Genomic DNA, 12780 nt, shown 5'->3' with positions numbered 1-12780 from the left:
ATTCTTCGGTCGCGCCAACGGCTCCGTGGCTTTCCCGCAAGCCAGGGGCGGGCGCTTTCTTAGAATGACAGGTGCTTTTCCGGATTCGTTGTGACGCGGGGCTTCCGGGCTATGCCCGGGAGAGGGTTCCGCGCGAGGGGAGGGAGATTCTTCGGTCGCGCCAACGGGCTCCGTGGTTTTCCCGCAACCTCGGGGCAGGCGCTTCCTCAGAATGACAGGTGTTTCTTCGATTCAGTATGACCTGATCTTTCGACCCCGCCCGGCGCGATCCTTGCCGCCCCGCAGGTGCGACGCGCAATCCGGGCGCGCAGCCGGGCAGGACCCATCCAAATCCACAGACAGAGCTCGCATGCCCATCGTATCAATCCGCCGTCTGGCGGCCGCTTCGCTCGCCGTGCTGCTGGCCGCGTGCGGCGGCGACGCGGGCGGTGAAAAGGGAGCGGCGGCCAAGGGGGGCGACAGCGCCGCGGCCACGGGCGACAGCGCGGCCGGCGCGCCCAAGCAGGCGGCCGTCCCGTCGCCGCGCGGCGAGGCGCCGCGCATCATCCGCGGGCTGTACGTGAACGCGTACAAGGCGGGATCGGGCACGCACCGCAAGCGCCTGATCGAGATCGCCGACCAGACGGAGATCAACGCCTTCGTCGTCGACGTAAAGGACGAGCGCGGGCTGCACTACGTGAGCACGCTCACGCTGCAGAACGAGATGACGGAGGACAGCGAGATCACCATCCGCAACCCCAAGGCGTTCACCGACACGCTGCACGCGCACGGCATCTGGGCCATCGCCCGCATCGTCGTCTTCAAGGATCCCATTCTCTCCAAGGCGCAGCCTGACTGGTCGGTCAAGAACCCGTCCGGCGGGCTGTGGGTGGACAAGGCGGGGAACACCTGGGTGAGCCCGTGGGACGAGCGGGTGTGGGACTACAACCTCGACATCGCCGAGGAGGTGGCCCGGCTGGGGTTCGACGAGATCCAGTTCGACTACGTGCGCTTCGCCGAGCCGTACCGTTCGCTCCCTAACCAGGTGCACCCGCGGGCCAAGGGCGACCGCACCGACGCCATCGCGGCGTTCCTGCTGGAGGCGCGCCGCCGCCTGCACCCGCTGGGCGTTACGGTGACGGCGGACGTGTTCGGCCTGTCGCCCAACGAGGGCGGCGACGTGAACATCGGGCAGCAGTGGGAAACCATCAGCGCCATCGCCGACCACGTGCTGCCCATGATGTACCCGTCGCACTACTTTCCCACGCACCTGCCGGGCGTCTCGCGGCCGGACCTGATGCCGTACGAGGTGCTGTTCAAGAGCGCGGGGATGGCGCGCTGGCGCACGGACCAGCTGCGCGACGCGGGGGTGCAGCCGGCGCGCATCATTCCCTGGCTGCAGGCGTTCAGCGCGCCGTGGCTGGGGCGCAACCACCAGAAGTACGGGCCCGAGCAGGTGCGCCAGCAAAAGCGCGGCGTGTACGACGTGGGGCTGGAGGACTGGGTTCTGTGGCACCCGGGAAGCAACTACGAGCACATCGTGGAGGGGCTGGAGCGGGGCGAGGCGCAGCCGCGCGGCAAGCCCAACTACACGCCGCCGGCGGACGTGATGAGCTGGCTGCAGCGCTTTGAGCGCGAGGGCGTGCGCGCGGCGCGCGACAAGGCGGCGCAGCAGGCCCGCGGCGACGTGACGGACCCGGCCGCGGCGCAGGCCGCCAAGGTGGGACGCCCGGAGCCGCCAGAGCCCGGCGCGCCCAAGTCCGACGTGCAGCCGGGGCAGAACGCCCCCGCGGAAGCCGCGCCCAGCGCGTCGGGGACGCCGGCGGCGGGAGGGCAGAGGAATCCCAGCAATCCGGCGCAGAACCGGAGCCCGTGAAGGGGTGAAGGGGTGAAGGGGTGAAGGGGTGAAGGGGAAAGCCCCCGCGACGGATGCGTCGCGGGGGCTTTTTGTCGGGTTCGACTGGCTTCTGCGGGGGCGCCCCCTCCGGGCTCGCATTACTCGCCCACCTCCCCCAAAACTGCTGGGGGAGGTTGGGATGCCGAGGGCTTGGCGGCTCGGCGGCAAGCATCGGGCGCGTCCGTCAGGGGCCCCTCCCCCGGCCCCTCCCCGTTCGTTCCTCACGGAGAGGGGAGAATTCGATCGCGCTACGGCTGCCGTCGTGCTGCGCCCTCTACGCGTCAGGGCGTGCTGGGTGCGCCGGGGCGGTGGGGGGCGGTGTCGTTGACAGCGGTGGTCTGCTCCTGGGCAGACTCGGAGCCGCTGACGGAGCGTCCCTCGCGGGCGCTGCCCTCGCTCATGTCCGCGCCACCCTGGCCCTGCACCACGCCCTGCGTGCCGCCGCCCTCGGTAGAGTCGGGGCCGCGGCTGCAGGCGCCCAGCGCCAGCGCGGCAACAAGGGCCAGCGTCGGGATCACGCGATGCGTTCGCATTCGATTTCGTCCTGGCTTCAGTGTGGTTCAAAACGATTGCCCGAGCGGCTATGCACGCCGCGCGCCCGCCCGCGGACACCTCGCCACCGGCCCATCCTTCGGAATGACACTCCGGTGAACCGGTCACGAAGCCTCGCGCAGTTTGCGAGGCTTTACGCTGTCGTTGCGGCTGCCCAGGCGAATAAATTCGCGGCTGGGACAACGCGATGTCGGCCTTCGCCGACGGGTTTGTACCGCACGCATACTGCAGCACGCCGTTGAAGCCTCGCGCAGTTTGCGAGGCTTTCCGCTGTCGTTGCGGCGAGTTCACTCGCTCCCGGGACCGGCGCCCGCCGCAGACGCGCCGATCACCCCCTTCACCCCTTCACCCCTTCACCCGTTCACCTCAGATCAGCGTCGGCTCCATGAAGTAATCAAAGCCGTGCTCGTTGCTCCGCCAGGCGCGGACGCGGAAGATGCGCGCGGGGGCGCCGGGCTCCAGGCGAATGCGCTGCGTTCCGCCGTGCCAGAAGAAGCGCTGGTCGGTGAGCAGCTCCTCCACCTCCCACGGGTCGTGCCAGCCAATGCCCATGTCCGGCAGCGGAAAGTGCAGCGCGCTCTCGTGCGCCTCGAACGGGTCCAGGTTCACGGCCACGAAGACCATCGACGTCTGGTCCTCGGTCATCTTGCCGTAGAACAGGATGTTGTCGTTGTCCGCCGGGTAGAAGCGCAGGTTGTCGTACTCGTGCAGCGCCGGGTTCTGCCGGCGCACCTGGTTGAGCCGGGTGATCAGCGGGCGGATGTTGCCGGGGCGGTCCCAGTCCCACGCCTTGATCTGGTACTTTTCGCTGTCCAGGTACTCTTCCTTCCCCGGCGCCAGCGGCGTGGCCTCGCACAGCTCGAAGCCGCTGTAGATGCCGTAGACGGACGAGAGCGTGGCCGCCATCACCGCGCGGATCATGTGCGCCGGACGGCCGCCCCGCTGCAGGAACTCGGGGTTGATGTCGGGCGTGTTGGGGAACAGGTTGCCCCGGAAGTACTCCTTCATGGGGCCCTGCGTGAGCTCGGTGAAGTACTCCGTGAGCTCGCCCTTGAAGTTGCGCCAGGTGAAGTACGTGTACCCCTGCGTGAACCCCGCCTTGGCCAGCGCGCGCATCATCTTGGGACGCGTAAACGCCTCGGACAAAAAGATGACGTCGGGGTGCCGGCGCTGCACCTCGCGGATCATCCACTCCCAGAACTGCACCGGCTTGGTGTGCGGGTTGTCGACGCGGAAGGTCTTTACCCCCTGCTCCACCCAGTGCAGGATCACGTCGCGCCACTCCGCCCACTGCGCCTCCCAGTCGTCCCCGTAAAAGTTCAGGGGATAGATGTCCTGGTACTTCTTGGGCGGGTTCTCGGCGTACATGATGGTGCCGTCCGGGCGGATGTAGAACCACCCCGGATGCTCCTTTGCGTATGGATGGTCCGGCGACACCTGGATGGCGAAGTCCAGCGCGATCTCCAGCCCGTGCTCGCGCGCGGCGGCCACCAGCCGTCGAAAGTCCTCGAGCGTGCCCAGCTCGGGGTGCACGGCCTTGTGCCCGCCCGCGTCGCTGCCCACCGCGTACGGCACGCCGGGCTCGTCCGGCCCCGGGTTGAGCGTGTTGTTCTTTCCCTTGCGGAACGTGAAGCCGATGGGGTGGATGGGCGGAAAGTACAGCACGTCGAAGCCCATGTCGCGCACGTACGGCAGCTTGGCGATCACGTCGTCGAAGGTGCCGTGGCGCGACTCGTCGTCGCTCATGGAGCGCGGAAACAGCTCGTACCACGCGGCGAAGCGGGCGGCCACGCGGTCCACCTGGATGGGCACGTCGCGGTCGTAACGGGTCAGGTCCTCGCGCAACGGGTACCGCTCCATCAGCTCCAGCAGCGTGGGGTCCAGCGCCGCCGCCACCCGCTCGGACATGGTGAGGTGCGTGCCGCCCTCCACGTCGTCGCGAAAGGTTTCCCACGCGCTGCGGGGGATGGGCTCGCCGCCGGCCAGCACGGGGTCGCCCACGATCTCCCGCAGAAAGTGCAGCATGCGGTCGCGGTCCTGGCCCGGCGCCAGCGGCGCGGCGGCCAGGGCGATCAGCTGCGCGCCCTCGAACAGCTCCAGCAGCACCTCCTGCTGGGCGTTGTACTTCTTGCGCAGGTCGCTCTGCCAGGTGCCGAACACGTCGGTCCAGGCCACCACGGTAAAGTACCAGCGGCAGTTGCGGTCCACGGTGAACGAGCCCGTCCAGCGGTCGTTGTCGTGAAAGCGCAGCGGCGTCTCGGACCAGGTCTCGTCGTCCTCGGCGCGGTACCACACGGCGGCCGAAAGGGCGTCGTGGCCTTCCTTGAAGATGTCGGCGAACACCTGCACGGTGTCCCCCACCTCGCGCTTTACGGGGTAGCGCCCGCCGTCCAGCTCGGGCTCGACGTATTCGATGACGACCCTGCGGCTGGCGTCGATCCTGTCCGGCATCGTGGCTTCGTTCAGTGGAATTCTGGATGGTTCCGGCGATGGGTCCGGCCGGCGGTTCGCGCGGCGGGCCGCAAGGGGTGGGCCAAGGGGAGGGTGAAGGGGTGAAGGGGTGAAGGGGTGAAGGGGTGAACGGGTGAACGGGTGAACGGGTGAACGGGTGAACGGGTGAACGGGTGAACGGGTGAACGGGTGAACGGGTGAACGGGTGAACGGGTGAACGGGTGACGGTGCGTGCCCGGGAACGGGCCATGGGCGCACGGGCAAGACCGCCACGGGCTAAAGCCCGCGGCTGGAAATGCCATAAGCCCCGTCCTGGTTCGTTCCTCACCAGACGGGGCTTCACCTGCTCGGGTCATCGAAGGCCGGCGCGCCCGAGCGGGATCGGGCGCGGCAACGCGTCGAATGCATCCCCCGCCGTCCACCGGCGCCGGGCCCAGCCTCCGCGAGCGGGTGAAGCCCCGCCTGGCGAGCTTTGCGAGACCGCCACGGGCTAAAGCCCGCGGCTGGAAATGCCATAAGCCCCGTCCTGGTTCGTTCCTCACCAGACGGGGCTTCACCTGCCCGGGTCCTCGAAGGCCGTCGCGCCCGAGCGGGATGGGGGCGCGGCAACACGTCGAATGCACCCCCCGCCGTCCACCGGCGCCGGGCCCAGCCTCCGCGAGCGGGTGAAGCCCCGCCTGGCGAGCTTTGCGAGCCTTGGGCGGGGCTTCTGGCCGTTCCAGCCGCGGGTTTCCAACCCGTGGTGGGGCCACGCGTTGATCCCGGCCGGCGACGCACCGGCCCCGTTCACCCGTTCACCCGTTCACCCACCCCCCGGCCGCATCCGCTCCGCGGCCTCGGCCACGCGGCGGCCGGCGGACTCAAGGGCGTCGGCGGCGCGGGCGTGGATGTTCTCCACGGCGTCCTGCACGGTGTCGATCAGGCCGCCGCGCTCCACGCCCATGCGCTCCAGCGCGCCCTGCACCCACTCGTAGTGCCGCTCTTCGTCCGCGGCGGCGGCGCGCAGGATGGTGGACACGGCGGTGCCGTGCGGGCGCGCGGCGTGGCGGCGGTACTTGTCACGCACCTGCGCCTCGTTGGCCTTGAAGGTGAGCAGCACCGCCCGGTCGTCGCCCAGCGTGCCCAGCGCCTGCACCGCCAGCTTGAAGGCGCCGGTGGGCAGGTGCGGCAGCTGCACCGGCACGCCGCCCGCCGTCTGGATGAGCTGCGTAAGCTGGTCGATGTGCCGCTGGTGGTCGCCGCGAAAGCCGGCCAGCGTATCGCGGTACTCGGCGGTGCTGATGGCGCCGATGGCCAGCGAGTACGCCTGCACGGCGTCATGGTCCAGCGCCAGCAGGTCGTTGAGCTCGGCCACCAGCTCCGCGCCCGTCGGTACGCTCGAATCGGCCATGGTCTCGTCTCCATGAGGTCAGGGGGAGGTCACCCGGCCCGCGAAAACCGCAGGTTGAGTGCCTCCCCCAGGACAACGTGAAAAGTGCGTCAGTGCGGGAGTGCGGGAGTGCGGGAGTGCGGGAGTGCGGGAGTGCGGGAGTGCGGGAGTGCGGGAGTGCGGGAGTGCTAGCCTTACACACTAACGCACTAACGCACTTCCGCACTCCCGCACTTTTTTCACTCAGGAGCCCAGACGCGCGCGGATCTGCTGCGCGGTCTGCAGGTGCGACGCAACGGCGGTGCGCATCATCCGCATCGTGCTGGTGATGTCGCTGCCCAGGCCGCCCTGCTGCAGCATGCGATCGAGGTTGTTGAGCGCGTACTGGTGCGCGCCGATCTGCGCGTCCATGTACGAGCGGTCGAACTGCGGTCCGGCTGCGATGCCCATCAGCACCTGCATGTTCTGCTGGTTGGAGGTCATCACCGGCCGGCTCATGGGGTGCGCCCGCAGCACCGAGTCCAGCGCCTGCACCATCTCGGGCGTCACCATGCCGCCCATTGCCATGTCGCCGTGGCCGGCGTGCGCCGCGGCGCCGCCGTCCTGGTGGCCGTGGTTGCCCTGGGCGGTGCCGCGGGCCTCGATGTCCTGCGTGGCCACGCCCTGGCCGGCGATGCCCGGGCCGCCGGTGGCCGCGGAAACCGGCCCGCCGGTGCCCTGCGTGCTGCCGGTGCCCTGCGCGTGGTTGTTGCCCTGCCCGCTGCCCTGCGCGGCGCCGCCGCGGCCCTGGATGTCGGGCGCCGACACGCCCGCGCCCTGCACGTCGGGGCCGCCGATGGCCTGCGCGGTGCTCGCGCGGGCGCTGCCGTTGCCGCCCATGTTGCCCATGCGGGGCAGCAGGCCGCTGCGCTCCGTCTGCATCAGCATCTCGCGCGTGTGCAGCGCGTTGGTGTGGTCACCGATCATCTGCTGCGCATAGGCGCGTACTTCGGCGTTGGCGGCGCGCTGGGTCGCCAGCATGGACTGCTGCACCTCGCCCAGGTCCACCGCGCTCATGAAGGCGTGCGCGGCGCGGTCGTTCGCGTCGGTCGCCTCCGCTTCCTGCGCGGCCAGCCCCATCGGCACCACCGCCACCGTCGCGGCCAGCGCCATCACCCGTCCCATCCCGTGAATCGACCTTCTCATCCCTGCATCCTCCTGCACGTGTTTTCTCGCTTCCGGCCGCCCGGCAGCCGCGCCGGACCGGCCTCTCCTCCTCCGAACCAGGTTCGGGGGCGGGGGACTGTTGCAAACATTGGGCGCGCGCGTCGCGCACCACGGCCGGACCGCATTCCGGTGACCCGGCGCGGCCCAGGATCGTCATGCAGCCAGGCGGCGGATTGGAGGAAACAATCCGCATCCCGATGTGGTAGAACAGGATACGCGCACGGATGGTGGGGCGGTGAACTGGCGGCAACGGGGCGGGCACGCCCGCCGGGAGGGAAGACAGATGACGGAAACGGCGATGGACACGTCGACGCCGGAAGGGGCTTCCGGCACCGGAGAGGACGACGACCTGCTGCGGCGGGTGCGCGAGGCCGTGGCCCGCACGCGCGAGGTCATCCGCTCGTCGCAGGAGATGCTGGCGCACGACGCCGCACCGGACGGCGACGCGGCGAACTGACGGCACAGGCGGCGGATGCGCGGCGGGCGAGGATCCAGTGGATCCCCGCCCGTCTTCGTTTCCCCGAACGAAATGTCTTGTACCAGATTCCGCCAAACCTGTCATTCTGAGGGAGGCGCCGCGCAGTGCCTTCTTTTCGCCCGGGAGCATGGCGCCGACCGAAGAATCTTTATCCGAAGCGGCAGGATCTTTCCGTCACGATGTGTTCCCGGGCGATGCCCGGGAGAGGGTTCCGCGCGAGGGGACGGAGATTCTTCGGTCGCGCCAACCGGCTTCCCGGCTCTCCCGAGAATTCGAGGCGGGCGCTCCCTCAGAATGACAGGTGTTTCCTCGGACTCCGTATTCTCGTTCCTCACGCAGAGGAAGCGGAGTCGTTTCCTCTGCGGCCTCTGCGTGAGACCATTCTTTTGCTCAGTGCGGCGGATTGGGCGCAATCTCTTCGCCGCCGGGAAGGATGGGGCGCTTGGTGCGCAGGTTGAAGCCGTAGCCGTCGGGAAGCGTGTGCAGCGCCGCGTCGGTAATGGCGAGCGTCTGGTCGTCGCTGGCGTCGGGCGCGTTGGTGTGCGTCACGCGGCCGTTGAACACCATCACCACCCCCTCGCCGATCACCGTAAAGCGGTCGCCCGGCACCAGGTCGATGGCCGTGTTCTCGTCAATGCCGATCCCCAGCACGTTGGGGTTGTGGGCAAAGATGGTCATCAGCCGGCTTACCCGGCCGCGCTGGTTGAAGTGGGTGTCGACCACGGTGTCGCGCCAGTAGCCCAGCCCGGGCGCCAGGCTTACGTCCTGCCGCCGCACGGTTCCGTTGTTGGAGCCGGCGATCAGCATGACGCTGCTCATGGCCGCCGCGCCCGCGCTGGTGCCCGCCACGATCAACCCGTCTCCGTACAGCCGCGCGCGGATGGTCTCGCAGAACTCCGTCCCCGCGATGAGTGCGGTGAGGCGCAACTGGTCGCCGCCGGTAAAGAAGACGGCGGTGGCCCGCTCCAGCGCCTTCAGCAGCTCCGGATCTTCCGCCTGGTGCCGGTCGGTAATGGGCGCGGGGATCACCTCGGCCACGCCGATCTTCTCGAACAGCTCGCCGTAGGTATCCACCTTCTCCTCCGGGCTTTCGGAGGGGGAGGAGCAGACCACGATGCGCGCCTGGCTGCCGCCCGCCATCTCCACCAGTTTCGGCAGGATGCGCATGTCGTCCTCGTCCGGGTCTTCCGCCCCGCCGATCACCAGCAGGCGTGCGGCGCGCTCCGGATGAGACCCGCGCTCCAGGCTCTCCTCGCCCTTCCGCCCACGCTCCTTCTCCGCCTCCCGCTTCTCGTCCTCAGCCATTCCGCCCCTTTTCGCGTTCTAATCGGTGGATGCGACTCGCGTACTCACGCACTTCCGCACTCACGCACTTTCGCACTTCCCGGAATCAATCGTCCTTCTCGCCCCGCAGCTCGATCTCGCGGTCGCTGTCCTCCAGCCAGTTCTCCTTCTCCACCACCTCGCCGTCGCGCACCACGAACTTGCCGTGCGAGAGGACGTGGACGATCTCCAGCGTATCCTCTTGCAGCAGCAGGATGTCGCCCGCGCACCCCTTCCGCAGCTCGCCCTTTTCGCGAAGCTTGAGGATGCGGGCGGTGTTGCGCGTGGCCAGCGGCAGCACCTCTTCGAGCTTGAAGCCGTGGTTCAGCACGCAGTCGCGCAGCTGCAGCCACACGCCGGACGGGCTGGTGATGGCCGCGTCGGACGAGACGGTGAGCAGCTCGTCCGGGCCGCCGTGCTTGCGCCAGTAGCGCAGCCAGCGGTGCAGGTCGCGCTCCACCACGTCCACGTCGCACGGCATTCCCCGTTTGGCCAGGTCGATGGCCTCGTCCATCAATTCTTCGGTGCGCTCGATGTGGGTGGCGTAGATCCAGCACGGCTCCACGTCGAAGTTGTCGACCACGTCGCGCAGCGGCTGCAGCCGGCCCTTGCCCTCGCCCACGTGCACGTGCATGAGGCCCGCCTTGCGCGCCAGCATGCCGCCGATGTGCGCGTGCGTGGCCGTGCGCGCCAGGTCGCGCGGGTCGGGCGCCAGCGCGCGCTCGTCGCTGATGGCGATCTCGCCCGCGCCGATCACCTCTTCGATGAACATGACGTCTTCCCGGACGGTGCCCAGAATGGACTCGGGCGGCACGTCGTACCCGCCGCTCCAGCAGAAGGCGTTGAGCCCGTGCTCCTTGAGCGACTTGACCTTGGCCAGCAGCCCGGCCATGGTCTTCATGGTGGTGTCCACCCCCAGCGTTCCCACCACGGTGGTGATGCCGAAGCGCACGATCTCGCTGATGAAGAACTCCGGCGTCTGCGTGCTGAAGCCGGTTTCGCCGCTGCCGCCCAGCAGGTGGATGTGGGGATCGATGAGCCCCGGCACCACCAGGCAGCCGCTGGCGTCGATGACCTGGTGCTCGGCGCCCAGCGATTCCAGCGCCTTGCGGTTGATCTCGCCCACCTTGCCCACGTGCCCGTCGGCCAGCAGCACCGACTGCACGCCGCACGGATCGGGGTCGTAGACGCGCCCGCCCTCGATCAGCGTCAGCATCCGCCCTCCCGTGCCGTGCCGTGCCGGCCGTTTCCCGCCCCGCCCCGCCGCCTCACCCCGTTCATCTTTGCCGCGCCTTTGTCTGGTCCGCTCCATGCGTATCCACGTGCTTTCCGGCCCGTGGCGGGGCGGATGGTTGCACACGGCGGTCCAGCGGAGAAACAGTTCCGGCCCTGGCAAGTGGATTGCATCAACGGCGTAAACATCTGGAGGAGGAAAAGTCCTTCCGCCAGAGATCTCCCCCACGGAAAAGCAGGCTCCCCGTGAACAGAAGCCGGATCACCCACGATTTTACCGCCGTACTTCTCCCGCGGCTGCAGAAGCTGCGTGTAGACGCCAGCAGCTCGGCGCCGCGCGACGACCTGGCCCTGGAGCTGGTGGAGGAGCTGCAGACCGCCATCGAGGAGCTGCGGGTTACCGAAGAAGAGCTGCGCAGCCAGCAGGACCAGCTGGCCGACGCGTGGCTGGCGGCCGAAAGCACCAGCGACTGGAACCGGGCCCTCTTCGACGGCGCGGCCGACGCGCTGCTGGTGACGGACCCCGAGGGCATGGTGCGCGACGCCAACCCCGCGGCCGGCAGGCTGCTGGGGCTGGCCGCCAAGGCCATCCGCGGCAAGCCGCTGGCGGTGTTCGTGCCCACGGACGAGCGGGCGGAGTTCCGCACCCGCCTGAACGGGCTTGCCGACGCGCCGCTGCCGGCCCGCTTCGACCTGTGCCTGCAGCCGCGGATGGCGGTGCCGGTGACGGTGGAGGCGTCCATCACCCTGTTCACCCCGCCGGGCGCCGCCCCGGGGCTGCACTGGACGCTGCGCGACGTGAGCGCGGCGCGGCAGGAGGAGGAGGGCGAGCACGAAGCCGCGCGCGGACACCTGCGCGCGCTTCGTGCCCTGCCGTCCGCCACCCTGGTGCTGGACGTGGACGGCACGGTGTCGCTGTGGAACGCCGAGGCCGAGCGGCTGCTGGGGTGGAGCGAGGAAGAGGCCGCCGGGCTGCACGCGCCCTGCTGGGCCGACGGAACGGAAGGAGCCATCGAGGCGGCGCTGGACGCCGCGGCCGGCACCGCCCGGCTTACGGTGCCGGTGCGCACCCGCGACGGACGCGAGCTGGCGGCACAGGTCTGCGCCGCCCGGCTGGCGGACGAAGGCGGCGACCCCCGCGGCATGGTGCTCACCCTGGCCCCGGTAGAAGGCGACGCACCGGCGGCGGCGCTCCCCCGCCCCGCGTGGAGCGAGGCCGAGATGCGGCGGGTGCTGACGGAGGGCACCGGCACGGGCGACCTGGCCGAGCGGATGGGGAACGGGATCGCGGCGGGGCTGTTCCTGGGCCGCCTGCGCCCCGGCGACCGCCTGCCCAGCATTCGCGAGGTGGCGCGCTTTACCGGCGAGGACCACCGCTGCGTGAGCGCCGCGTACCGCCGGCTGGCCAGCGACGGGGCGGTAGAGGTGCGCAACCGGCACGGCGTGCTGGTGGGCCCCGGCCCCCGGGCGCCCGAGATGCCCTCGTCCGAGACGGCGGAGTGGCTGGCGGGGGTGATCGGCGAGGCGGCGGCGCTGCAGGTAAAGGTGACGCGGCTGCCCGACCTGGTGGTGCGCTGGACCAGCCAGGCGGCCGTGCGCTGCCTGTGCGTGGACGGCACCGAGGACGGGCTGGCCTCGCTGACGGCCGAGCTGCACGGGCAGTGGGGCTTCGAGACGCAGCGCTTTCTGGCCGGCGGCCCCGAAACCGGCCGGCGCGACGCCCTGGCCGCGGCGGTGCGCGAGGCCGACGTGGTGGTGACCACGCCCTTTCACGCCTGTGCGGTCGAGGCGGCGGCGCGCCCCAGCGGCACGCCCGTGGTGATTCTGGAGGCAGACCCCGAGCTGGTGGCCGCGGCCGAGACGCGGCTGCGCGCCGGCCCGCTGACGGCCGTGGTGGCCGACGCGCGCCACGGCGAGCGGCTGCGCTGCCTGGCCGGCGGCGAGCGCCTGCGCGTGGTGCTGGCCGACGACGCGGCGGCGGTGGAGGCGCTGGACCCGGCCGAGCCGGTGCTGATGACGCGCGCGGCGCAGCAGCGGGTGGGCCGGTCGCTGCGGCTGCTGGCGCCGGTGTCGCCCGCATTCTCCACCTCGCGGGCGCGCGAGCTGGCGGCCGTGCTCATCCAGCGCAACCTGCGGGCGCAGCGCGCGCTGGCCTGATCCGCAGGTTCGCGGCGGACGGGCGCGCACGGGGCCGGCGGAGATCGTTCTCCGCCGGCTTCGTTCTTTCCATCCGCGAAAGACGGACGATCACCTGTCAAACCGAATGCAGGAAACAACATCTTCATGGATACA

The 12780-nt window shown here is 70.1% G+C and carries 9 protein-coding genes; 3 read left to right on the top strand and 6 right to left on the bottom strand.

Translation table 11 applies throughout. The features are described 5' to 3' along the window. Positions 1-349: 349 nt before the first annotated feature. Entirely contained in the window at positions 350-1855 is a 1506-nt protein-coding gene (locus VGC13_RS10690; RefSeq protein ID WP_331125242.1) for a putative glycoside hydrolase, read from the top strand. Positions 1856-2157: 302 nt separating this feature from the next. Here the strand turns inward: VGC13_RS10690 and VGC13_RS10685 are convergent, their stop codons facing one another. The 4 genes from VGC13_RS10685 to VGC13_RS10670 form a co-directional block, all read right to left on the bottom strand. Further along, positions 2158-2409 (bottom strand): hypothetical protein, encoded by a 252-nt coding sequence (locus VGC13_RS10685; protein ID WP_331125241.1) that lies wholly within the window; start codon positions 2407-2409, stop codon positions 2158-2160. A 385-nt stretch (positions 2410-2794) separates the two neighbouring features. Next, entirely contained in the window at positions 2795-4879 is a 2085-nt protein-coding gene (locus VGC13_RS10680; protein WP_331125240.1) for an alpha-1,4-glucan--maltose-1-phosphate maltosyltransferase, read from the bottom strand. Between the two features lie 802 nt (positions 4880-5681). Beyond that, complete coding sequence (locus VGC13_RS10675; protein WP_331125239.1) at positions 5682-6269, bottom strand: ferritin-like domain-containing protein; 588 nt, start codon at positions 6267-6269, stop codon at positions 5682-5684. 222 nt (positions 6270-6491) lie between these two features. Beyond that, a complete protein-coding gene (locus VGC13_RS10670) occupies positions 6492-7433 on the bottom strand; it encodes a DUF4142 domain-containing protein (RefSeq protein WP_331125238.1) in 942 nt (313 codons plus the stop codon). Between the two features lie 304 nt (positions 7434-7737). Here VGC13_RS10670 and VGC13_RS10665 point away from each other — a divergent pair, with 304 nt between their 5' ends. Next, positions 7738-7911 carry a hypothetical protein gene (locus VGC13_RS10665; protein WP_331125237.1) on the top strand — a complete coding sequence of 58 codons (174 nt, stop codon included), beginning with the start codon at positions 7738-7740 and terminating at the stop codon, positions 7909-7911. Positions 7912-8322: 411 nt separating this feature from the next. On the opposite strand, the gene VGC13_RS10660 is transcribed toward VGC13_RS10665, so the two are convergent. Both VGC13_RS10660 and VGC13_RS10655 read right to left on the bottom strand, forming a co-directional pair. Next, entirely contained in the window at positions 8323-9237 is a 915-nt protein-coding gene (locus VGC13_RS10660) for a cyanophycinase (protein ID WP_331125236.1), read from the bottom strand. A gap of 85 nt (positions 9238-9322) precedes the next feature. After that, positions 9323-10471, bottom strand: a complete 1149-nt coding sequence (locus VGC13_RS10655) for an amidohydrolase family protein (protein ID WP_331125235.1) — start codon at positions 10469-10471, stop codon at positions 9323-9325. A 263-nt stretch (positions 10472-10734) separates the two neighbouring features. Here VGC13_RS10655 and VGC13_RS10650 point away from each other — a divergent pair, with 263 nt between their 5' ends. After that, complete coding sequence (locus VGC13_RS10650) at positions 10735-12645, top strand: PAS domain-containing protein (protein WP_331125234.1); 1911 nt, start codon at positions 10735-10737, stop codon at positions 12643-12645. Positions 12646-12780: the final 135 nt, after the last annotated feature.

It is taken from the genome of Longimicrobium sp., from assembly GCF_036399255.1.
Taxonomy (GTDB): domain Bacteria; phylum Gemmatimonadota; class Gemmatimonadetes; order Longimicrobiales; family Longimicrobiaceae; genus Longimicrobium.
The sequence above is the reverse complement of the archived record's forward strand: the minus strand, read 5'-3'. Positions and strand labels throughout refer to the sequence as shown.